Annotated in this window: 15 protein-coding genes and 1 pseudogene; 7 read left to right on the top strand and 9 right to left on the bottom strand. The window is 70.6% G+C overall.

The genetic code is table 11. From position 1 onward, the window contains the following. Positions 1-77 precede the first annotated feature (77 nt). On the bottom strand, positions 78-3854 hold the full coding sequence (locus ABZ471_RS30275) for a CHAT domain-containing protein (RefSeq protein ID WP_359070800.1): 3777 nt from the start codon (positions 3852-3854) through the stop codon (positions 78-80). Positions 3855-4008: 154 nt separating this feature from the next. Here ABZ471_RS30275 and ABZ471_RS30270 point away from each other — a divergent pair, with 154 nt between their 5' ends. The 4 genes and pseudogenes from ABZ471_RS30270 to ABZ471_RS30255 form a co-directional block, all read left to right on the top strand. Continuing rightward, entirely contained in the window at positions 4009-4605 is a 597-nt protein-coding gene (locus ABZ471_RS30270) for a hypothetical protein (RefSeq protein ID WP_359070798.1), read from the top strand. 6 nt (positions 4606-4611) lie between these two features. Beyond that, entirely contained in the window at positions 4612-5529 is a 918-nt protein-coding gene (locus ABZ471_RS30265) for a hypothetical protein (RefSeq protein ID WP_359070797.1), read from the top strand. Between the two features lie 342 nt (positions 5530-5871). Continuing rightward, complete coding sequence (locus ABZ471_RS30260; protein ID WP_359070876.1) at positions 5872-6069, top strand: hypothetical protein; 198 nt, start codon at positions 5872-5874, stop codon at positions 6067-6069. Positions 6070-6290: 221 nt separating this feature from the next. After that, positions 6291-6386 (top strand): annotated as a pseudogene (locus ABZ471_RS30255) (IS5/IS1182 family transposase); the annotation flags it as partial. 117 nt (positions 6387-6503) lie between these two features. On the opposite strand, the gene ABZ471_RS30250 reads toward ABZ471_RS30255, so the two are convergent. The 6 genes from ABZ471_RS30250 to ABZ471_RS30225 form a co-directional block, all read right to left on the bottom strand. Beyond that, entirely contained in the window at positions 6504-7691 is a 1188-nt protein-coding gene (locus ABZ471_RS30250) for a VWA-like domain-containing protein (RefSeq protein ID WP_359070795.1), read from the bottom strand. A gap of 11 nt (positions 7692-7702) precedes the next feature. Further along, positions 7703-8977: an AAA family ATPase gene (locus tag ABZ471_RS30245; RefSeq protein ID WP_359070794.1), complete on the bottom strand. Its 1275-nt coding sequence runs from the start codon at positions 8975-8977 to the stop codon at positions 7703-7705. After that, entirely contained in the window at positions 8911-10704 is a 1794-nt protein-coding gene (locus ABZ471_RS30240; RefSeq protein ID WP_359070792.1) for an ankyrin repeat domain-containing protein, read from the bottom strand. The genes ABZ471_RS30245 and ABZ471_RS30240 overlap by 67 nt, the downstream gene beginning before the upstream one ends. Further along, positions 10701-11834: a gala protein gene (locus tag ABZ471_RS30235; protein WP_359070790.1), complete on the bottom strand. Its 1134-nt coding sequence runs from the start codon at positions 11832-11834 to the stop codon at positions 10701-10703. The genes ABZ471_RS30240 and ABZ471_RS30235 overlap by 4 nt, the downstream gene beginning before the upstream one ends. A gap of 531 nt (positions 11835-12365) precedes the next feature. Further along, entirely contained in the window at positions 12366-13607 is a 1242-nt protein-coding gene (gene manD / locus ABZ471_RS30230; RefSeq protein ID WP_359070789.1) for a D-mannonate dehydratase ManD, read from the bottom strand. Positions 13608-13696: 89 nt separating this feature from the next. Then, positions 13697-15142, bottom strand: a complete 1446-nt coding sequence (locus ABZ471_RS30225) for a gluconokinase, GntK/IdnK-type (RefSeq protein ID WP_359070787.1) — start codon at positions 15140-15142, stop codon at positions 13697-13699. A gap of 324 nt (positions 15143-15466) precedes the next feature. Here ABZ471_RS30225 and ABZ471_RS30220 point away from each other — a divergent pair, with 324 nt between their 5' ends. The 3 genes from ABZ471_RS30220 (at position 15467) to ABZ471_RS30210 (ending at position 16963) form a co-directional block, all read left to right on the top strand. Continuing rightward, positions 15467-15664, top strand: a complete 198-nt coding sequence (locus ABZ471_RS30220; RefSeq protein ID WP_359070785.1) for a hypothetical protein — start codon at positions 15467-15469, stop codon at positions 15662-15664. A 301-nt stretch (positions 15665-15965) separates the two neighbouring features. Beyond that, on the top strand, positions 15966-16649 hold the full coding sequence (locus ABZ471_RS30215; RefSeq protein WP_359070783.1) for an HAD family hydrolase: 684 nt from the start codon (positions 15966-15968) through the stop codon (positions 16647-16649). An 83-nt stretch (positions 16650-16732) separates the two neighbouring features. Beyond that, entirely contained in the window at positions 16733-16963 is a 231-nt protein-coding gene (locus ABZ471_RS30210; RefSeq protein ID WP_359070781.1) for a hypothetical protein, read from the top strand. 13 nt (positions 16964-16976) lie between these two features. On the opposite strand, the gene ABZ471_RS30205 is transcribed toward ABZ471_RS30210, so the two are convergent. Continuing rightward, positions 16977-18410: a hypothetical protein gene (locus ABZ471_RS30205; RefSeq protein ID WP_359070779.1), complete on the bottom strand. Its 1434-nt coding sequence runs from the start codon at positions 18408-18410 to the stop codon at positions 16977-16979. A 476-nt stretch (positions 18411-18886) separates the two neighbouring features. Further along, positions 18887-20755, bottom strand: a complete 1869-nt coding sequence (locus ABZ471_RS30200; RefSeq protein WP_359070777.1) for a DNA/RNA non-specific endonuclease — start codon at positions 20753-20755, stop codon at positions 18887-18889. Positions 20756-22279 lie beyond the last annotated feature (1524 nt).

Raw genomic sequence — 22279 nt, 5'->3', positions numbered from 1 at the left:
GGACGTGGAGGGCAGCCGCAGCTTCTTGTTCCCTTGGTCAGCCGGCTGATCCAGAACAAGAGCGCCCAGCCGTGTCGCTACGCCCCCACCACCGTGTAGGCCCCCCAGTAGTGCGGATTCTCGTACGGCCGGTCCTGCGGCCTCAGCCCCAGCAGTCGCCAGCGGCGCGCCGCGGCCCGGGCTCCCGGACGTCCGGCCTGGTACGCGGTCAGCTCCGCCAGCGTCGCCTCCCGCAGCCACAGCTGGGCCAGGCGCAGTGCCCGGGCCGGGTCGTGGCCGGCGTCGCCGCTGAGTTCCTCGTAGAAGCGGGACATCAGCAGACTGCTCGCGTGGTCGTCGACCTGCCAGAGGGTCGCGACGACGGTGGGAGCGCCCGCGCTCAGCAGGGACGCCGCCAGACCGCTGTACTCACCCGGTACGTGCTGGCTGACGGACGTGCCGGACTGACACGCCGACAGCGTGACCAGCCGCGCCTCGGACAGATCGAGCCCGGCCAGCTCCCCCGCGGTCAGGTAGTCGCCGTCGGCGAGCGGGATGGCTGAGTAGTTCGGCTGGAACCAGTTCAGGTAGGCGTGGCAGGCCACGTGGACGTACCGGCGGCCCGCCACCGCAGCCAACACGGCCTCGCGACCGATGTCCGGGCCGGTCAGGACGAGCCGCCGATCGACGGGGAACAGCTCCTTGACCGTGGCGACCTCCTCGGCCGCGTACGGCAGGTCGCCGAGGGAGTCGGCCAGGAACAGCGCGGCCCGGGTGTCGTGGGGGCGCCGCGCGAGCCGGTGGTGGGCCTGATGCAGCAGCTGGATGCTGGGCGTGTATGTGACGACGTAGTCATCCAGGAGCATGCGGTGCCGGCCGCCCTCGCTGCGCCGGGCAGCGTGCAGCGGCAGTTGATGGGACAGGATGGAGGCGGTGATCCACAGCCGGGTTCCGTCCGGCACCCCGAGGTCCCGAAGCCGTCGGTGCAGCGGGCCGGCGGCGGCCGTCCACAGCCGGTCGGTGACCTCGTCGACCGCCTCGAACCAGGCGGAGCGGGGCGCCCGTTCCAGGTCCTGGTCGAGTCCGGCGCTCATCCAGCGCACCACCATGTCCATCGCCTCGCTCCAGGCGTCGGAGGCAAGAACGAGCACGTGATCGCTGGTCACCTCCTCGATGCCGTGGGGGAGCACGAACAGCGCGGAGCCGTGGAAGGTGAGCAACGGGGCGACGAGGACACCGTCCGGCGGGACCAGCTGCCAGGGCTCAGCCGTCACCGCGTCGGCCGACGACAGGGCCCTGACCCGGGCCAGCTCGGCCTGGGCGAGGGCGAGCTGCCGCCCGAGTGCGGCATCGCTGTCGCGCCCCGGCGCGGGCACCGAGTTCAGCTCGGCCCGCAGTCGGCGTACCCGTTCCTCGGCACGCCGGACGAAGGCGTGCTCCGGCTCGGACAGGGCTTCGGGGTCCGGCTCGGTGGCGAACGCGTCCAGCAGCAGCCGGGCGCGGCCCCGGTCCAGCAGGCGAAGCGCCTCGGCGTATCTGCCGCGCCGCAGCTCCAGAAAGGAGGCGTGCTCGTAGGCCCGCCCGAGATGGTTGAGTACGACGCCGCGGCCCGCGTCGGTCACCGTCTGCGCCAGATAGGCCTCGGCGTCGGCGATCAGGGCGTGGTCGGCGGCGAGCGCGTCCTCGTCGTTGCCCTGGTCGGCGATGACCCGGCCGAGGATCAGTCGGGTTTCGAGGAGGTCGAAGCGCATGGCTTCGGGGGGCTGTGCGAGCGCCTGCTCGTAGTGGGCACGGGCCGCCGCGAGATGCGGATCGTCGGGCGTGTGCCCCGCGAGGGCGTGATGCAGGTTACCCAGGCCCACGTGCGCGGCGGCCGCCATGTCCGGGTCGTCGTGCTCGGCGGACCAGGCGAGGGCGTGCTCGCCGTGCCCCTCGACCTCCCGCACCAGGTCCTCGGAGTGGTCGCCGTCCCACACCCGGCGCCAGCCGATCCCGAGGAGATTGGTCCGCACCTGCGCCACCGACGCGGTCCTGCCGTGTTCCTCGTACACCTTCAGGGCACGACGCAGGTGCTCGTCGGCCAGGGCGAGGTGGTCCACGCCGGGCTCGGCCAGGTGGTTGGCGTGGGTGGTACCGATCTTCTCCTGCATCGACGCCCACAGCTCGTGCTCGCCCTCGGCGGCGTGGAAGGCGGCCAGCAGGGTGAAGTGATCGATGGCCCGGCGGGCGTTGACGACCGGGTTGCCGCCGATGCGCCGGCGGAGGGCGGTCCCCAGACGTTCGGTGGCGGTCGCCCACTGGTCGGGGAAGTCGTCGCGGGTGAACACGTTCAGAGCCTGCTCGGCGTGCTCGATGGCTTGCTCGATGTTGTCGGCCGGATCGCCGTGGATACGGCGCAGATGGACCTCGGCGAGCAGGTCGTGCACCCGCGCCCACTGCTCGGGACTGCCCGCTGCGTCCGTGCGGACCAGGGCTTCCCGCAGCGCCGTCAAAGCCTCCTCGGCGTCCTCGGCCGCGAGGGTGGTACCGCGTTCTAAGAAGGCGCGGGCCAGTTCCATCATGACCGCGGCCCACTCCAGGGGCGCTTCGCTGGCGTCGAACTCCGCGGCGGCCCTGCGCAGATGATCCGCACCTCCGTCGTCGTCCGGGTCGGGGCCGCCCGCCCGTGCGATCATGCCGAGGGCCTGCAGAATCGCGCCGCGCTCCACCGGCCGGGCGTCCGGGCCGAGCAGGTCCAGCGCCCGGCGGGCGTGGGTGTGCCCCTCGACCAGGTCCTGCGCGGACGACCGGGCGAGCCGTGCCTGCGCGGCGTATGTGTGCACGAAGACGAGAAGGCCCGGCGCGTCCCCCGGTGCCTCTTTCACGGCCAGTTCCGCCTGGCGCACCGCCTCGTCCCAGTTCGCGTTCAGGTCGCCGCGGACGCGGTTCAGATACGCGTGCGACAGCTGGGCACGGATCTCGGCGACCGCCGCATGCCGTCCCGCGGCCCGGCCTGCGTCGAGGGCCGCATTCAGCCGTTCGATGGCTTCCTCCACCCTGGCCGGACGGTCGCGGGAGCGGTCGTTGAGCAGGCACTGGGCGATGTCCCACTGGAAGAAAGCCCACTCCGGGCTCTCGGGCCCGACGAGTTCCAGCCCGCGGTGGTCCAGTTGGAGCCGTCGCTCGACCGGCATGTACTGCTCCGCGTAGGCCAGTTCCTGCAGGATCTCCTCGACTTCCGGGTGCCGCCCGGACGTCGGGTCCTCCTCCTGCAGCTCTCCGTACGCCCACATGATGGCGGCATCGATGCCCTCCGCGCGCGCGACGGCGACCAGGTCGGCGTGGACCTGGTGGTCCGGGTCGTCGCCGTGGGCCATGCGCAGTGACAACTCGGCCGCGGCGGTCAGCAGCAGGTCCCGGTCACGTTCGAGGACCCGGCGCTTGGCCACCGGGCCGGACGCGAGGACCAGTGACTGCGCCGCCTCCGCCACCAGGCGCCGGACCGCCAGGTGCGTGGTGAGGTAGCGGACCACTTCCTCCTCATCGGTCGTCGCGGCCAGCCGCCGGACGACGTCGGGGGTGAGGTCCCGCCCGCGTTCGGGGCGGGCCCGGCGGGCGAAGGCCCCGGCAATGCTGTACACACGGCAGTCGGCGAGCAGTTCCCGGTCCGCCGTCAACGCGTCGTGGAAGTCGGGTTCCTGCTCGTACTGGGCGAGCAGGATGCCCACCATCAGGTCGGCGTACTCCCCCAGCAGTTCGCCCGCGCGCGCCTCGATGAGCGCCCGTTTCTCCTCCCAGGAGTAGCTGTTGGCCAGCTCCACCACGGCGTCGACGACCCCCTGGGGAATGTAGATCGTCTCGACGTCGTCGTCCTCGTCACCGAAGCCGTCATTCATGCCCGCCCCCTCCCCCTGTGGCGCCCCCCGGCGTCCCGTCCCCATGGTGGATGCGTGCCCCGGCGCGCGGCCAGCCCCGGTGCCGGATCGGGTGCATCGCTGCGGACGGTGTGGACCGCGTACGGCGGACACTGGTAAGCACGGGAGCGTGCACATGACTGAGTACGGAAAGGTCGGCGACCGGCCGCTCCGGCAGGCGCTGGGCGTGGCCGCCACGACCACCGTCACGGAGGCTCTGCGGCGCGCCGGCGACCCCGCCGGGGCCGCGGACACAGCGCCCGCCGACGGCGAGCGCTGGCTGGTTGTCCTCGACGGCGACGGCGTCCCGCTCTCCGCGGTGTCCTGCGCCGCTCTGGCGGACGCCCCGGCCGAGGCCGACCTCGCGGCGGTCGTCCCAGGACTGCCGCCCGTCATCACCGCCTCCGTGGACACCCGGATCGCCGATCTGCTGGCGTCCCGGCTTCTGGACGAATTCGAGCCGGGGTCCGCGGTGATCGCAACGGACGGCGGCCGGATTGCCGGTGTCTGGGCAGGCCCGGACCTGATGGCCCTGGCCGCCACGGGCGTCCGGCGCACCCACTGGGACGCCGAACTGCCCGGGGAGATAACGATCCCCATGCTGACCCGCACCTGCTGCTACGTCGAAGGGGACACCGTCTGCACCGGCGTGCTGCGGTTTCCCGAACGCCCCCACCGACCGCCCGCCTGCCCCAACCCTGTTCCCCTCGCTGCGCACGCCTTCGTGTGGTGACGAGCGATGTTCGGCAGCCTGCTCGACAAGAGCACCGGATGGCTCGGCCAGCGGCTCGTCGGCACCCTCCTGCTGCCGTCACTCGCCTTCTGGGCGGGCATCGGCGCGCTGGTCGTCACCCACGTCGGCTGGTCCCGGGCGGCGGACCGCTGGAACGCGCTCGGCGGCGCCCGACAGCTACTGATCTGTGCCGGCGCCGTCGCCGGGCTGCTGGTCTTCGTGCTGCTGGCTATGGCGGTGCTGCCGGCCCTGGTGCGGGCGTACGAAGGGTACTGGCTGCTGCGCCATCCCTTCGGCCGCCTCGGCCGGCTCGGGGTGTCCCTGCAACGGCGCAGATGGCAGCGGCTGCGGCTGACCGATCCGCGCGACTACGGCCGCCGTTACCGTTGCTTCCCGCCGGAGCCGCGGGACCTGATGCCGACCCGGCTGGGCAACGCCCTGCGCGCCGCGGAGTCCTACGCTTCCGACGAGCGCCGCTACGGCATGGACGCGGTGTTCTTCTGGCCGCGCCTGTACCCTCTGCTTCCGGACTCCCTGAGGTCCGCGCTGGGCGCCGCCAGAGCGTCCCTCGAACAGTTCCTGGTGCTCGCCGCCCTGTCCGCCGCGTTCGTGCCGGTGACCGCGGTCCTCGCTATGACACCTGGCCTGCCGCTGCCCATCTGGCTACCGACGCTCGTCGTGGGCCCGCTGCTCAGCATCCTCGCCTACCGGGCGGCCGTCTCCGCAGCACTCGGCTACGGCGAACTCGTCCGCTCCGCCTTCGACACCCACCGCCGCGCCCTGCTGACCGCGCTGGGCCTTGCCCTGCCCGCCACCCTGGAAGCGGAACGCGCCTTGTGGCAGGCCCTGGCCCAGCAGTTGTACCGCCGCGACACCGACCACCCGGAACTTCTGCGCTTCACCACCGACCCACCCGTGGGCTAGCTCTCGAGACCCGCGGCCCCAGCGCGGCGCCCGCCCTGCTCATCACCCAACTGCGGGCCGCCGTCCAGGCCGTGCCCGACACCCTGCTCGACATCCACAACCGTCCCATCGCCCCTGCAGTTCCGGCACCCCGGCCAAGTACTGGGTGATCTGACCATCGTGGAAGTGGACCCCCTGCTGCCGAGGGTGCGGACGGCCCGAGCCGACGGCATCTGGTTCACATGCGTACGCCAGTGCGCCCTGGGTGCCTCCGTGGGGTGGGGGCGGGCGGACCGCAGGGCGAGGTGGCCGTCGGTGGGCTGAGCTACCGTCGTTGAGCCCGCTGGGGCGGCTCCGCTGGCGGTGAGCGGGTACGACCCGGCCGAACTGGTGGCTGTCTCATGCATCGCGGACGGCACCGACGCGTGGTTCGCCGAGGCCGTGCTTTCCGCCGGCGGACGCCTTGAGGTCGTCGTCCCGGCCGCCCAGTACCGCGAGGACCTGCCGGAATGGCATCACCGCGCAGTTGGCCATTCTGAGCGTTGTAGTTGGCCGACCTGAGCGGCCGGAGCAAGGTCAGTTTCGGTGAGGCGTGTACATGATCACGGCCATGCCTGGGGCGCAACCAGGGCGTCGGTGACGTCCCAGCGGTCGGGGCGGTAGCCGTCGGCGGCCATGGCCCAGGCGATCGATCCGCGGCGGCCGGAGCGGGCGCGCCCGGGCCGTCTGGTCAGGTGCCCTGGCAGGGGGTGTGGAGAGCGGCGGTTGCGGCGGGTTTGCGGGCGGTAGTCCGTCCGCAGGGCGGAGGCAAGCGGCGAGCGGACGACCGTGAGGGGCTGGCCGCGATCATTTTCGTCGCGACCTTGGGTTGCACCTGGCCCTCGCGCAGGTCGCGGCAGCTGCCGTCGGTGTTCGGCCCGTGCTGGCAGACGGAGTCGACCGAGCGTGTCGGTGCGCTGCCCGCTCGCCGCCGCCAGCTCCGGCACTGCAGTGCGTCAGGTGGGAATGCGTACCGTCTCCACCCAGCTCGGGGGCTGTGGTGCAGCGGGGCCGATCAAAGCCGCGATGATGCGGCAGGGTGGGTTCTCGTCGGGCCACGGGGTGAGTCCGTCGGTGAGGACGACGACGATGCTCGGGCGGTCCCGCGTCGCGAGCGCTGCTTCGATACCGACGCGCATGTCCGTGCCGCCACCGCCGCCCAGGATGATCTGCTCGGTGGCCGCCACCCGGGACACGGCGTGCACGTCGGCGTCGCACGCGAGTACGGTCACGCGATTACCCCGTACACCCACCTCGCGCAGGACACCCGTCACCTCCGCGAGGGCGGCGGCCAGTTCGGCGTCACCCATCGAACCCGAGGTGTCGATGACGACCGCCACCCGCGGCAGCGGCCGGCGCAGGCTCGGCAGGACGACGCCACGCAGCGCCGGTGTGCGGCGCGAGGGGCGGCGGTAGGTGTAGTCGACGGCTCCGCCGGCCCATGCGGCGGCTTCCCGGACCGCGCCGGACAGCGCCCGCCGCCAGTCGACCGTGGGTTCCAGGACCTCCTCGGCCCAGCGCTGCCAGCCCGCGGGCAGGGTGCCGCGGGTGCGCTGATGGGCGCGCATCGCCTCGGCGGTCTGCCGCCGCAGGGCCTGCGCCTCGACCTCGCCTAGCCGTGCGGAGCCGGCGGACTCGGGGAGTTCCCAGGGCGAGGGCCGGCCGTGGGCGCCCGAGCCGCAGTCCGGCGCTCGCACATGCGGCGGCAGCTGATCGACGTACACCTCGAACAACTGGCCCTCGGGGAGGCCGAAGAGGCGGGGTTCCATGCGTCCGTCGGGCAGGCGCAGACCGTCGGCGAGGAGGTCGTCGTTGATCTCGCAGTCCTGCGCGACGTTGACGCGGTGCCAGTCGCGCTGGGCGGCGGCGGGGAGCCGTTCTGCCCGGCCGTGGTGGTCGCGCAGCAGGTGCGCCGCCTCGTGCACCCAGACGCCCGCGAGCTCGGGCACCGGCGTCGCGTCGACGAAGGCAGGGGACACGTAGCAGCGCCAGTGCCGGTCCACCCCCATCGTCCGGACCTCTGTGCTCGGAACGACGGTCAGGGCGTACAACGCCGACGCCAGATACGGCCGGTCGCTCGCCGCCCGGTAGCGGGCGGCGAGGAGTTTGGTCATGTCCAGGGCGGAGCGGGAATTTTGCGTCATCCCCGCGCGCCTCACCGGCCGGTGCCGGGCAGGGCCCCGGACATCTGCAGCAGGTCCAGGAACCCGTCGATGCCTGGCGGTACGGGCCAGTCGAGGTGCCGCATCGCCGCGAGGTCGGTGGCGGCTCGGGCGGCCACGTCCGGTACGCCCGCGTCCACGGCCTTCGCCAGCACCGCCCAGCCGGCCTCCCACCGGGTCCGGGTGAGGTCGCTCTGGATGGCGGCGACCACCGCGATGAGGAACGCCAGCTGCCGGTCGCCGCGGTCAGGCAGGGCGAAGGCGTCGGGGTCGGCGAGGACCCGGTCGGGGTCGGGCAGGTCGAGGTGTTCGAGGTAGGACAGCAGCTCGATGCCCGCGCCGTCCCCGACGGCGCCGGTGAGTGCGGCGGCCAGCGCCTCGCGGCCGACGCCGGCCGCATAGCCGGTGGCGAGCAGCTTGAGTGCCATCTCCCAGGTGCGGGGGGACGGCCAGGACCGGCCCCGGCTCTCGGCGTCGCCGGGGATGTGGTGGACCAGTCCGGGCCGGGCCGTGAGGAATCCGGAGATCGCGCCCCGGGCCCGTGCGACCGCACCGGGCACCTTGGCGGCAGCGACGACGGGCACGGTCACCTGCGGCCAGGTGCCGGCCATGCCGCGGGCGACTGTCCGGGGGTCGTGGGTCCATTCGAGGTGGACGAACCGGTTGGCGAGCGGCGGGCTGAGATGCCAGCCGTCCGCCGCACTGGAAGGCGGGTTGGCGGCGGCGACGATACGGACCGCCTCCGGCAGGTGCAGGCTGCCGACCCGTCGTTCGAGCACCACCCGCAGCAGCGCTGCCTGCACGGCCGGCGGTGCGGAGGACAGTTCGTCGAAGAAGAGCAGGCCCTGTCCGGCCCGGGCGAGGCGGACCGCCCAGTCCGGTGGAGCCATCGGCACACCGGTTGCGGCCGGGTCGTCACCGACGATGGGCAGGCCGGCGAAATCGGAGGGCTCGTGCACGCTGGCGATGACCGTCTCCAGCGGCAGACCGAGCCCGGCGGCGAGCTGCTCCAGGGCCGCCGACTTGCCGATTCCCGGCTCCCCCCACAGCAGCACGGGCTGATTGGCCGTCACGGCGAGGGCGAGCGCCTCCAGCTGCGGGTTCGCGGCGGGCTCGGTCCGCCGCGTGCGCAGCCTGCGGTTGAGGTCGTCCGCGGCCGCGAGCGGGCCGGACGGCGCGGCGGGGGCGGTACGGTCGGTGCTCAAGAGGCCGGTTCTTCCTCGTCGTCGGGGTCGTCCGCGTAGTACTGCTCCTGCTCGTCCATCCATTCGTCCCACCACTCGGCGCCGACGCCCGGGTGCTCCTCCTGTACGCGTTCCCGGAGGAAGGCCAGGTCGGGCCGCTTGTACCGGCGGACGATCTGGGCGAGCGACAGCTCGGACTGGTCGATCACGTCGATCCGTGCCCCGGCGGCGACGAGCGCCTCCACCAGCGCCTTCGAACCGAGGTCGTTGACGGCCACGAACAGCGGTGTGCGCTCCCGCCGATCGCGGGCCTCGAGGTCCAGTCCCTCCGCCAGCAGCCGCGGCAGCAGTGTCTCGTGGTCGAGGAGGTTCAGTACGTGAAGCAGGGTGCGCCCACTGGCGTCCCGCACGCGGGGGTCGACACCCGCGTCCAAGAGCTCCAGCACACCGGGGGTGTCACCGTGTTGGGCGCGCAGGAACAGTTCGCTGCGTTGCGCCCGCAGCGACTTGGGCAGGCGGCCTTCTCCGGAGGTCCACGTCTGTTCCACGGCGAAGCATCCGGCGACGGCACCGCCGAAGGCGCGCATGGCGCGCTCGCGTTGTTGTTCCTCGTCGCTGTGCGGCATGCGCAGCAGGCCGCCGGGCCGGAAGGCAACCTCGTGCCATTCGTCCCGGCACCTGACCCGGACGGGTGTGGGAGCCGTCGGCGCCGGCGGGCCGACCGTGCCTTCCGGGACCTGGAGGGCGGGGAACAGCGCCTCGCGGACGAGCGGATGCAGCTGCTCCGGCGCGACGCCTCCGACTCGCATCAGGTCGAGGTCGGGGAGCCGGCGCCACAGGGCCTCGGCGAGGATGGGTTCGCCCTTCACGTCGTCCCGGTCGACGGTTCGTGCCAGCAGTCCGCAGGCGCCTGTGGGCTCCAGCAGGATGTAGGTACGCCAGTGCGCGGCGATGAGGAAGCGGTCGCCGACACCCTCGGCCGCCTGCCGACGGACTTCCGGCTCCAGTCGGGTGTGGTTGAGCGGGATCCCGCCCAGGAGCCGCTCCGGATCCGCCTGGTACCAGCCCGATTTCTGCGGGGGTGTCAGGTCCAGCTCGATGCCGGCGGCGGCGAAGGCGGCCTGTGTCTCGCCCTTCTGGTGCAGCAGCGTGGTCCACTCGGCGCGCGTCGCCGGGTCGCCGTCGCCGGGATCGGCCGTCGGCAGTTCGTCCGTGCCTCGTGGCGTGGCGTCGGCGTGGAGGAACGGCAGCCTGTCCGTGTCGCCGCCGCACCGTGCACGCAGCTCGGCGGCGTGCCGTGCGTCCCACAGGTGCCGCGCGGACCGCCAGTCCTCGGTGGTCCGCCCGAAGGCGCCTGCGGCGTGCTCGTCCGAGACCGTTGTGAACCGCAGGGCGATCCGCTGCGGTCCGTCGATCATCGGAGGGGTGGTGACGTGCAGGTAGGGCGTGGTTCTGCGGCCCTCGTCCGTTGTCTTTGGGCGGTAGCGCGCGAGGACGACCGTCGTGTCGGTGGCGAGCGTGGTCCGTCCGCCGAGCACGCGCGGCAGGTGCCAGCGCAGCAGGTCGGGGGCGAAGTGGCGGAGGTCGTCCTCGAGGGCCGCGGCGACGTTGTCGCCGCAGTGGTCGGCGACGTCGGACAGGTCGAAGGTGATGTCTACGTTCGCCGCCGCGCAGGCACCCCGCCAGTCACCGGCCAGACGGCGTTCGGTGGCGCGCTCGATCATCCAGCGGGGCACTGCGTACCGGCGGATCCGGCGCCGGCTTGCCGCCTCGTCCGGGGGCAGGCAAGGGAGTTCGCTACGGGAGCTCAACGGTAGACACTCCCTATCGCGCGCAGGTCGGGATGCGTCCTGCCGACGGGCCGCAGACGCTGAGTGAAGGACCGTTTCACCTTGCGGGGCAGGCCGGGCCCCAGACCGACGTACTCCAGCAGCGAGTTGTCGGGAACCGCCGCGAGCAGTGTCTTGGCGCCCCGGCCGGTCAGGCCGGTGTGGCACAGCTCCAGGCGGCGCAGCGGGCTGCCCGGCAGGGCGGCGGCCAGCGCGTGGGCGCCTTCGTCGCCGGTGGTGTTGGCGGGGGCGCCGAGGCTGCGTTCCGACGGCGGGCGGCCCAGGTCGAGTGTCTCGATCCCGCCGAGGGAGTCGGCGAGTGCCCGGGCCCCGACGGGACCGATCCCGTTGCCGCCCAGACCGAGGCGCACCGGCCGTGCGGGGTCGGCCGCGGCGGCGAGGATCGCGGCGCCTTCGTCTCCGAGGTGGTTGGCAGGGAGGTACAGCTCGCGCACACCCGCCTCACGGATCAGCGCCGCCAGTAGCGGGGCGGCGTCGGCGGTCAGGCCGTTGCCGCCGAGGAAGAGGCGTTCCACCGGGCTGGGCCGGCTGGTGAGGGTGTCGAGCAGGGACCGCAGACCGTCGGTGGTCAGACCGGTGTTGACCAGGTCGAGCGTGCGCAACGCCGTGTTGCGGCGGAGCATCGCGGCGAGCGCTCGGGCGCCGTTGTCGCCCACCGGGTTGCGCTTGAGCCACAGGGCGCGGACGGTGCCGTCCGTCGTCAGCGTGTCGGCGAGCGCGCTGACGCCTTCGGGCCCGATGCGGTTGCAGCCGAGGTAGAGGGTGTGCAGGCCGTGGCCGTCGACCAGCGCCTCGGCGACCGCGCGCACTCCCTCGTCGCCGATGGCGTTCGTGCCGAGCAGGACATGCGCGGCGTGCGGAGAGGCGGCGGCGACGGGCATCAGCCGAGCGGCGCCGCCCGCTCCGAGGCCCTGCTTGCACAGGTCGATGCGCCCTTCCGCGCGCACCGTGCCGAGCGGGAAGGTCTCGTCGGCCTCGACCGGCTGCGCAGACCGCAATCGGGCAAGCAACGGTTCCAGAGCGGCGGGATCGCTGATCGCGATGTCGGGGTGCTCGATCGCGGGGCAGCGTACGGGTGTCGGCTGCGTCATCACCACTCCACCGGTCCATCGCCGGTGCCCGGCTCGCCGAGGGCGGCATCACCCTCCGCCCGCCCAGGACGAACCGACGCCAATCGACTTTCCTCCACGACAAGGGCGGCAAGGCCGGCCGGATTCGAACCGACGTCCTCCAGCTTGATGCTTGGGCGCGACGACCTCTGCGCTACAGCCTTGCCGCGGAGATCATAGCGGGCTTTCGCCTCTGCGTTCGAACCCGTTGGTCTCGGCCAGGGAGCGAACGGCCCACAGGGGGCCGCTCCCGGCAAAGGTGATGACGGCGTCGGCAACTGTGAGGCCGTTGGCTCGGCTGCCACAGGTCGGCCCGGTGCGCCCACGGTGGCGCCGAATCCGCAGGATCTCCCGGGCTGACGAACTGCTGGCGTCAGCCACTCCCCTACGATCCCCACCCACACAGGGTGGTGTCACCCTCCCCGGACCGGCCGCAGCACACTGCTGCTGCAAGCCCTCCCACCGACACTGACCGTGCCCGATCCGATGCGCCCCTCGGCATCCTTCTCGTCCTCACCAGTCGTGCACAGTCCCGTCGTGCAGCCTGCTGATCGGCAAGTACGCCTGCTGATAGGGGAAATGACGCGCTGCTTCGAGATCGAGGTCGACGCCCAGACCCGGCGTGTCGGACGGATGCAGCAGTCCCTCCTCGAAGCGGTAGGAGGTTCGGAACACCTCCAGGGTCCGCTCGGAGTGCCGCATGTACTCCTGGATGCCGAAGTTGTGTACGGCCAGGTCCAGATGGAGGGCGGCGGCCATGCCCACCGGGGAGATGTCGGTGGGGCCGTGCATCCCGGACCTGACACCGTAGACGGCCGCCAGGTCGAGCAGCTTCTTCATCGCGGTGACGCCGCCGGTGTGGGTCACCGCGGAGCGCACGTAGTCGATCAGCCTCTCGCTCAGCAACGTGGTGTAGTCGTACACGGAGTTGAAGACCTCGCCGATGGCCAGCGGTGTCGTCGTGTGCTGCCGGATCAGGCGCAGGGCCGCCTGGTCCTCCGCGGGTGTGGCGTCCTCCAGCCAGAACAGGTCGTACGGTTCCAGTGCCTTGCCCAACCGGGCGGCCTGGATCGGTGTCATCCGGTGGTGTCCGTCGTGCAGCAACGGGAGTTCCGGGCCGAACTCCGCCCGAACGGCCTCGAAGACGCCGGGCAGGTGCCGTAGGTACGCGCGCGTGTCCCAGGTCTCCACGGTCGGCCGGGACCATTCGCCGGTGGTGGGGCGCGCGGGCTCGTAGTCGTAGCGGTCTCCGCCGCCGGCGCTCGACGAGGCGACGCCGTACACCGATTCGAAGCCGGGGATCCCGGTCTGGATGCGGATGGCACGGTAGCCCTGCTCCTGGTGCGCACGTATGGAGTCGAGCAGTTCGGGCACATCGCGGCCGGAGGCATGTCCGTAGGCGAGAGCGCCGGTGCGGGACGCACCGCCGAGGAGCTGGTACAGGGGCATCCCTGCGCACTTGGCCTTGATGTCCCACAGCGCCGTGTCCACGGCCGCGATGGCCGCCATGGTCACGGGGCCGCGCCGCCAGTACGCCCCTCGGTAGAGGTGCTGCCAGGTGTCCTCGATGCGGGAGGCGTCGCTCCCGATGAGCAGAGGAACGACATGACTGTCCAGGTAGGAATGGACGGCCAGCTCGCGGCCGTTGAGCGTGGCGTCGCCGAGGCCGACGATGCCGTCCTCGGTGGTGACGCGGAGAGTGACGAAGTTCCGTCCCGGGCTGGTGACGATCACCTCGGCGGACATGATCTGCATGGAGGATCCCCCTCTTTCCGGCGGTTCGGTCGGTCCTCTCAGGGAGCACGGCTCCCGTGTGCGGCGGCGACGCAGAGACAAAACCGGGTTCAGTGACCCCGGGTGCGCCGGACCAGCTCGGTCTGCACCTCGGCGACGATGCGTTCGACCGGCTGGGTCGCGTCGACGGTCATCCCGGCCTCGTCGTCCTCGAGTGGTTCCAGGTCCTCGAACTGCGACGACACGAGGGAGGCGGGCATGAAGTGCGACTTCCTCCCCTGCACACGGGAAGTCGCCGTGTCCCGGTCGATCGTCAGGTGCACGAAGACCGCATCGGGCCGGGCCACTCGCAGCAACTCCCGGTAGATGCGTCTGAGTGCGGAGCAGGTGATCACCAGCCCCTCCTCCGCGCCCGCCGCCCGCATGCGGCCCGCGATGGCGGCCAGCCACGGACTACGGCTGCGGTCGTCCAGAGGGGTGCGGTTCTCCATCGACTGAACATTGCGCCTGGGATGAAAGGAGTCTCCCTCCTCGAACGGCACCCTGAGCGACTCCGCCAGGTACCGGCCCACCGTGCTCTTGCCGCATCCGCTGACGCCCATGACGACGACGGGTGCGCGCCGGGCGTGGAACAAACCGGCCATGGCCTCCTCGAAGCCGGCTCGATGAGCAGGTGGCAGGCCGTTGGTGTTGAAGAGGTCCAGGCCCGCCCGCAGCCGGTCGCGTACGCCGGGATCGTGCAGTCGTCCGCTTCGGATCTCGGCGAGGAGAGCCTCCGCGAAGGCCTCGGCGGCCGTGGCCAGGCCCTGGTCGATGGCGTAGGCCAGCCCCATGTGCAACCACATGGCGATCGGCTCCGGCCGGGTGGGATAGCTCTGGACGGTGTCGGCTCCGACGACAGCCCGCGTCGGCGTGATCACCGCCTCCTGGTGAGCACCGGCCCAGTCCCGGTCGATGCGGTGGTTCAACGCCATGACGACCGGATAGGAGAGGCGCACGAACAACTCGTTGCGCGAGCCGGCCAGGAGAGTCCGGTGGAAGGCTGCGTCCACGTCCCTGAAGCGCTGCCGGATCGCCGCGCCTTTCCGTGGCTGCGCGAAGTCCGGGTCCTCGCTCAGGGCGAGCAGGGTGCGGGCGTGGCTGGTGAGGTCGTGGCAGATCTCCGCAGACCGGCTCAGGGCGGCCAGCCTGGCCGCGCGGGGCTCGATCACCTCTCGCAACTCGGTCAGTGACCGCATCTGGCTGTCGGGGGCCACCTCCAGACGCCACGCGATCACGTCGGGGTCCAGCAGGTCCCACCGTTCCAGCGCCTGGACGGTGGCCCCGATCCGCGGCTGCAGATTCACCAGGCCCTTCTGGTGCAGCGTCTGCAGGGCCTCGCGGGCCATGGGCCGGGTGACCTCGAACTCATGCGTGACGGCGTCCACAGTGAGGTGGTGGTCGCGGGGTTTGCCGCCTGCCACGATCTGGCAACCCAGTCGCTCCACCACCCTCGCGGTGGAGCCCCGTAACGCGTCCTCGGATCCTTCGGGCAGGTCGACTTCGGGACCAGTCATGGCGGAGATGCTAAATCACAGAGTCGTTCTGGTCATCCGTCTGAACGCCGCCGAAAGGAGCGCAAAATGCCTTTGGGGCGCACGCCGGAGCATTCCGCGCCTCTCTACCGCCCCCGTGCGCCTCAGAGGCCGATTGATGAGGTATCAGAAGCCTTCTCTGACCTAGATCACATGAGTACCGTGGTCACCCATTCGAAAGGTTTCGGTAATGCCGAGAACCGGCCACGGCGAGTGGACGTGCGCCGTCACATGACCGGTATCGATGCGCGGCAGCTGACAGAGGGCTGCCTCGTCCCCGTTCTGACGCAGCCGCAGGAGAGCCGCATGCCCGAACCGACCTCACCCACGCCTCCGCCGGAGCGGTTGTCACTGCGCTGGGCGCTCATCCTCTTAGCCGCGGTGGTCGCGGGCTTGCTGGCAGGACTGCTGACGTACGCCCAGTCCCGCAACTGGCCGGCCTCACTCCTGGCGGCGCTCGGAGCGAGCGGCGCAGCCCTTGTGAGTCTTCCGCTGCTGCTCTGAAACACTGGCTACTGACTTCGGCTCGTCGGGTTGATTCCACTCGAAGCCCCTGATGGGTTCGGGGTGTTGTACAGGCTTTGCCTCCCGTGGGCGGGGCGGGTCGCGGTGCCGTCCGTCCCCGTGCTGTCTGCAGGTCGGGCCGCACCTCGCAACCGGTTGAACGGGCCACCCACGGAGTAGGCCGTACGCGAACGAGATCCGAAGAGCCTCCTGATGTGTCTCCCGGATCGGCAGTTCGCATCGTGTGCCCTTCACCCGGGCGGTCCCGACTAGATGCGCTCACCGCGGGCAGGCACTTCTCATGTCCGTGATCTTCTTCGACATCGGGGCAACCCTCGCGGATGCCCGCATGGAACCCGATGGCTCCCTGACACTTCAGGCCCGACCGCGCGTCATGGCACTGCTCGACGCACTCCGCGGGGTCCGCGAGGGCATCATCTCCAACCCCGGGCCGGGCAACGGTGCCGCCGCCCGCGCGGAGGCCGCGCTGCACGAAACGTTTCCCGGCCGTTTTATGGAAGAGGCACTTGTTCACTGGGGTGTGAAAGACAGTCGCAGGATCTTCGACGAGGCAGTCGCGAGCACTGGGGCGGCGGCCGACGAATGTGTCTTCGTGGGCGAGGACGCCCAGGAGCGCGCGTTCGCACGGGAGGCGGGGATGCGTACGGCGGCCCACCCGGTGTTCGCTTTCGCTGCGTTGGAAAGCCGTACCGTGCACCGGTCACGGATCGAGCTACAGGAGGGTCCGGGCCCGGCCGAGTTGACCGCGGCAGTGGACGAGGCCGAGGCCGTTGTCGTGCAGATCGTCTCCGAGCAGCTCGCGCTCGTCATGGTGACCATGCGAGGGGCCGAAGCACTCAACCATGCCGGTTTCAGGGTTCACGTGCGCGGACCGGTGGATGAGACTGCGGCCGTCCCGAATCGGGACGACCAAGCGGTCTCGGCACCCGATGCGCTCGCGGACGCCCCTCATGAAGCCCCCTAGACAGCCGGCCGACGCCGCTCCCGGGGGTCGCGCAGTCAGTCCTCGGGCGGGCATCCGGCCGTCAGCGGAATAGAGTGCCCGGTATGAGTGCAAATGATGAGGAAAGTCAGAGGGGTACCGGCGCAGGCAGGCAAGGAGACGACGCCGACCCCGATGACGCCGAGCGCCGAGCGGCCGAGAAGTTCATCGACGACCTACTGGCGCGGGGCGAGGCGGTGTTCGAGGGTGAGGAGCCGACACCGCGTACTACGCACGTCATCAAGCGCGAGGACGACGGACGGCTCACCGCCCGCCGTCTGCGCTTTCACCGCTGATTCAGCTCACTTGTCAGTCGAAGCACCGCCGGACCAGGGCGAGTCCCTCACCCGTCTCGCTTCGGGTGATCTCGTGCGTCTTGAGTCGGGAGGGGTCGTCGTCGATGAATGCGGCCTCGGTGCGGTGCTCCTCGGGTACTTGGACACGGCCGCGGCGGAAGAGGTCCTCGAGGTACGACGTCGCGACCCGTTCGGGGTCGGCGGGGCGCACCGAGCCGCCGGCGGGGTCGGAACCCGCGATGCCGAACCGTCGTTCCTCGGCGGGGGCGGACAGGGTGAGGGGCTGGGTGACACCGTACGTCGCACCGTGGATCGTGACCTCAGTGAGCCCCTCGTCGTCACCACCGCCCGGCGTCGCCTCGGCGATTCCGGCACCTCGGCGTGCCACCTCCGGCCCGGTGACGGCCGCGGCGGCCTCCAGGGAGAGGATGCCGTGGCGGATGAACGCCGAGCGAAGGGACCGACCGTACTTGCCGCCGTTGCGGCGCTGGTCCGCGGCGATCATGTGACCCGCGACCTGCGCGTAGTAGGCGGACACCACGGGCGCGGCCACCACAGCATCTACCAGCAGCTGTCCCGCGATCTCCCCCGCCCTGGCAAGACCGGCCTGGTCCTGCAGATCCTGCTGGCGGAAGATCCCGGCAACGATCTTCAGGAATGCGCCGCTGAACACTCGGGAGAACGAGTGCGGCTCGCTGGACAGCATGCTCGCGGGTCCGTTCGGGGGCAGCTGCACAGGGTCGCTGTAAAAGAAGCTGTTCGACAGGTTGCGCAGGCAGTCCGGGTCGACGGCGTTCGGGTGGCCCTGGCGGATGGCCCAGCCCAGTTGCTCGGCCATCCTCGACATCCGCGAAGACAGCTCGAGGTTGCCCTGTGTCTCGGCCAGCACCAGGATCCGCAGCGATTCCAGCTGGAGTGAACTCAGCAGCGCACTGATGTCACCGAATGCCTCGTGCAGGGCGGCCGCCTCAGCGCTTGCCGCGTTGAACAGCTGAGGGCGCAGGGCGTCGAGGATCGCGTGTCCCGTCTCGTGCTCGACGATCTCGTTGCTCTCGCAGGTGGCGACGGTGACGCCTGTGACCGTGCTGCGGAAGAACCACAGGCCTTTGCGGTCGTAGAAGGCGTTGAGGTCGTTTCCTGCGTTGAGGTGTGCGGTCAGCGCGCGTCCGACCCTGGGGTGCCATTGCGTTCCCGCCGGAACCAGCGGACCCCAGGTCTGGCCGGCCCGGCTGAGTGCATCGGCCGCCACCCAGTAGCGGAACGCCTCGGTGCCCGGACCGGCGCTGTCGGGCTGCGGAGTGGTCTCCGCGATGGCCGTCGGGAAGGGCTGTGTGTCGAGCTGTGGAACGGGATGCGGTACGGGCATGTTCACCCGCGGCGGAAAGCCGGGGTCGTCCTCGTACACCAGAACAGTCGGGATCATCGCTTGCTGTTGCTGCACCGTCATGGCGGTTCCCTGAGGGGGAGAGTTTGCGGATGAGGGGTTCACGACGGGGAATCTCTCGACCAAGATTCCCTCATGCTCAGTACGAGGCCCCGCTACCCCGGCGTCAATTCGAACAGAGGCAGGTGGGGCCTCCTGGGGACAGCGGCGGCAGCAGACGAGTGGGCGGTCGCTCTTGGCCTGTGGCTGGTGCGCACTGCCACCGGACCCGGCGAAGCGATGTCGGCCGGACGGGTGACGGTGCCATGCGGCGGGTACTGGAGGAAGCCCGCCGCGTTCAAGGTCTTCGTGAGGGTCGCGGCCAGATCCTGCTGATGTTCGCCGAGGCGCCGGCCTTGAGCATGCCGAGTGGCGCGACCACCAGGTCGACCGAGGCAGGGTGAGCCGGGCGCACGCATCGTGCGCCCTGCTCATGATTGCCCCGCCAGTCTGCTACGGCCCCATATTGATGGCTGTACAGGAACCTGCGGCCCGCGCGGCTAGTCCCACCGGATGTCGGCGAGGCTGTCGAGGGGGACTCGATCGGCCGCCGCTTCCGGAACCTTCAGGGTGTCGCCCTGGTGGAGGGCGGCGGGGAAGCGGAGGTGGGTGCGGTCCTCGAGTTCACCGAGGGTGACCTGGAAGACGCGGAACTCGTCGAGTTCGAGGGCTTCGAGCTGGTTGAGGTTCTGAGTGAGCAGGAACGCCTTGGCCTTCAGCTCGCCGCGCTCGGTGAAGGTGATGACCTTCCAGAACTCGCGGGGGATCCGCACGTTGCGAAAGACACGGTCGTCGTCCTGGAAGACGGGCCCGCCGAACACGCTGACCTTGAGGTCGTCGACGTCGACGTCGGCGAAGACGGCGTCCTCGAGCTCGCCCCACAGACCGTTCTTGGCGCTCTGGTTGAAGTCGTCCATCTGCGGGGTGATGTTGGTGTAGAAGAAGGAATCCGTGTTGGCCTTCTTGGCCTCCGCGAGGCTGCCCCACAGCAGGTCGGCACGGCGGGCGATGTGACCGCGATCCAGCCGGTTGTTCGCATACAGTTCGTTGCCCACCTGGGCTTTGGCGGGCAGGCGGGGATCCTTGACGAAGGTGTTGGTGCGGCTGAGCTTCTTCAGTGAGCCGCCGTCGACGTTCCAGGCGACCCAGAACGGGAACCGTCGCGTCTTGCTGAGCGTGAGCGAGAAGTGGGTGTAGGGAATGACCTGGGAGCCGTCCAGAAGGACCGCGTCCCGGACGAGGCCGGCGCCCAGCTGTGGCGCCTCGATGCGCTCGCCGAGGAAGTCAGGGTCGTAGCCCTCGATGGTCTCGGCGTCTTCGGGGCGCGGCGGCGTCAGAGTGATCTCGAGTTTCTTGAACACCCGGGCAGGCAGGCAGGCCAGGGCATGCTCGTCGGATTCGCCCGGAGCCTCGCCGCCGAAGTGCAGCCCGGCCATGACCGTGCTCGGGCGGCCGTCTGCCTGTTTGAACAACCACAGCGCGCCGGAGTCGCCGCCCATGCTGATCTCGTTGTCGTCCGCCGGATGGTCGGGGTCAGGGCCGATCTCGAAGCAGCCGATGGTCTTGACGCCGACGTCACCGCCGTAGTTGATCTTGACCATGGTGTCGATACGGCGGACGATGCCGTGCGTGACCCCGGTGGTCCGCCCGCTCTTGACGACCTTGTCGTCAAGCTCAGGCTCCCCCAGCTCCTTGGGCACCGCCCCGAGCTCGAAGATCTCCTGGACGAACGAGCGGTCCTCGATGGTGGCGACCGCACAGTCGCCGGCCAGCCCGAGGTGGGAACGCTTGAGTACACCCAGGCGGTTGCGGGCGATGCGGTTGTCGTCGTGCGGACCGGGCTGGACGACCTCTGCCCCCAGCTTCCCGTCCGGGCCGTGCAGGACATGCCAGTTGCTCAGCACATAGGGGGTGCCGTCGGTCTTGTCGAAGGCGACGCAGCCGATCGTGCCCGCCGTCACCGTGACCGCTCCGACGCTCACGCCGGGCGCGATCGGGTCCTGCCGGACCTTGCGTGCCGGCGACTCCACCTCGGCCAGCGTGCGGAAGTGTGCGTCATAGCTGCGCTCGATGACGTCGGTGGGTATCTCCGCCCCGTCCACCGTGACCGTCGGAGGGATCACAGCTGCGCCCAGCGCCTCCAGATGCTCCGCCTCAGCCTTGCTCTCCACCGTGAACTGCAGCACGACCTGCTTGCCGCGCTTGCCACCGGTGACCTTGCGGCCGATGCCGACCGAGGTGACGTTCGGATCCTTCAGCAGCTCCGGCCCGCGGGCACGGACGTACTGGCGGAGCGACGCGATCAGCTCGTCCTCGGCGGGACCGCCGTTCTTCCGAGGCGACGTGGACTTCTTGTTGTTAGTGGCCATGCCAGGGATATCCGTTCATCAGAGGAGACGGCGCGCGGGCATCCGCAGGCGAGCCCGAAGTGGGCGCGGCGAGTACCCGAACAACCGTTCGATCGCTACGTTGGGTTGTAGTTCAGTTACAGAATTTGCGATGTAGGCCGCCAGGCGGACAGTCGCGCGAGGACCGCCCTGATGAGGCGCGTCTCACGGCAGGCCGTTCGGAGACCGACGAACGAGGCGACGGGCGATCCGCCCGCGTTCTGCCTGCGTCGATGACTCCATTGCGCCCTATCAACAGAAGCGGGTCACGTCACGCCAACTCGTGGCTTGACAACCTGGGGGCACAGATCGACGGGAGACCGCACCAGGCACGGCTGCCGCAGCCGCGGTCAGGCGATCACCGAGGGCCCCGGAAGCGCCGAGTGCAGGGTGAAGGGCCCAGCCGTGCGCAGGCGTGGCGGTGTTCAGTCAGGTCGCGTCTGACCATTGATCTTGCTGTGGCAGGCTCTCCTCGCGGGGAAGAAGGAGAGCCGATGCGGCTGGAGCGCGGAGCGACTGGGGTCTGGGGTCACGGTGACGAACTGGCTTCGGCGACGGATGTGACGCGCTTTCGCAGCGTCTGCAGGGAAGCGGCAAAACGGACTGGTGGCTGTGTCAGCGAGCTCGCCTTGGCCGGGGGCGTCCAGCTTCCACGCGCTCACCATCACCAGCCGCGCGAAGGCCTAAGTCGTTCTGCGTCACGCGCACCTGCCGGTTGTCGCCTTCGCCGGCGCACCCCCTGTTCCAGGACAGCCGCTGTCAGGCTTCGTCGACCCGCCGCCGTGGGCGGACGACCTCGGGGTTGCCGGTATCCGCTGCCTGCACGTTGAGGAACTGAGCACACCGACGTCGCAGGTGGACGTGACCGAGCCGGCGGAAGCAGAGCTTGCTCAGATCCGTTACCGGCGCCCCGAGGTGTTGAGCGACCTGCTGTTCAACTGGTGGGACTGAAGGGTGATGTCTCATCGCTCCCGGTCCGCCTGTGGCGCTCAGCGGGATCGCGAAGCCCGAGGCTGAGCGAGGTGGCAGGCGGGCGGCGATGGCGCGGACGTGAGCCGAGCCGGGCGGCCCGGAAGGAACTTGGCCGACGACCCCCGGGGACGCGGGCGTGGTCGATTCTGCGGACGTCACCCTCTGCTCTTGCGCCACCTGCACCCGGCCGGGCTCCCGATGAGGGTCCTGTGTGCACGCGGTGCAGCCAACAGCTCCGCCGGAACTCCGCAATCGTGTGCGCCACGAAGTCAGCGAACGCCGAAGGCGCCTACCCAGGCGCCGAGTTGAGCGACGCCTGCTGCGGCGTCGATGCCTCGTGTAAGCCGGCAGAGTCTTCGGTCGACCTCACCCTCACCATGGCCGAGGCAACTTCGTGTCAGGGTGCGGCTGCCGGAACTGACCTCAGAAAGGTCAGGGGCAACCGTGAACGAGGGTGGCCGCCCCGACCTGCAAGGTCGGGGCGGGCACCGCGAGCGACAAAACCCGAACGGACAAAAAGACAGCGTCAAGCAG

The organism is Streptomyces sp. NPDC005728, assembly GCF_040630895.1.
Taxonomy (GTDB): domain Bacteria; phylum Actinomycetota; class Actinomycetes; order Streptomycetales; family Streptomycetaceae; genus Streptomyces.
Note: the sequence above shows the minus strand (reverse complement) of the source record. Positions and strands in the feature narration are given on the sequence as shown.

Bases quoted from the DNA above. Each gene is read 5' to 3' on its own strand.
- manD (WP_359070789.1), bottom strand. From the start codon at position 13,607: ATGCAGATCATGTCCGCCGAGGTGATCGTCACCAGCCCGGGACGGAAC.
- ABZ471_RS30205 (WP_359070779.1), bottom strand. From the start codon at position 18,410: ATGACGGTGCAGCAACAGCAAGCGATGATCCCGACTGTTCTGGTGTAC.
- ABZ471_RS30200 (WP_359070777.1), bottom strand. From the start codon at position 20,755: ATGGCCACTAACAACAAGAAGTCCACGTCGCCTCGGAAGAACGGCGGT.
- ABZ471_RS30220 (WP_359070785.1), top strand. From the start codon at position 15,467: ATGCCCGAACCGACCTCACCCACGCCTCCGCCGGAGCGGTTGTCACTG.
- ABZ471_RS30215 (WP_359070783.1), top strand. From the start codon at position 15,966: ATGTCCGTGATCTTCTTCGACATCGGGGCAACCCTCGCGGATGCCCGC.
- ABZ471_RS30275 (WP_359070800.1), bottom strand. From the start codon at position 3,854: ATGAATGACGGCTTCGGTGACGAGGACGACGACGTCGAGACGATCTAC.
- ABZ471_RS30210 (WP_359070781.1), top strand. From the start codon at position 16,733: ATGAGTGCAAATGATGAGGAAAGTCAGAGGGGTACCGGCGCAGGCAGG.
- ABZ471_RS30250 (WP_359070795.1), bottom strand. From the start codon at position 7,691: ATGACGCAAAATTCCCGCTCCGCCCTGGACATGACCAAACTCCTCGCC.
- ABZ471_RS30245 (WP_359070794.1), bottom strand. From the start codon at position 8,977: ATGGATGGACGAGCAGGAGCAGTACTACGCGGACGACCCCGACGACGA.
- ABZ471_RS30270 (WP_359070798.1), top strand. From the start codon at position 4,009: ATGACTGAGTACGGAAAGGTCGGCGACCGGCCGCTCCGGCAGGCGCTG.
- ABZ471_RS30225 (WP_359070787.1), bottom strand. From the start codon at position 15,142: ATGACTGGTCCCGAAGTCGACCTGCCCGAAGGATCCGAGGACGCGTTA.
- ABZ471_RS30235 (WP_359070790.1), bottom strand. From the start codon at position 11,834: ATGACGCAGCCGACACCCGTACGCTGCCCCGCGATCGAGCACCCCGAC.
- ABZ471_RS30265 (WP_359070797.1), top strand. From the start codon at position 4,612: ATGTTCGGCAGCCTGCTCGACAAGAGCACCGGATGGCTCGGCCAGCGG.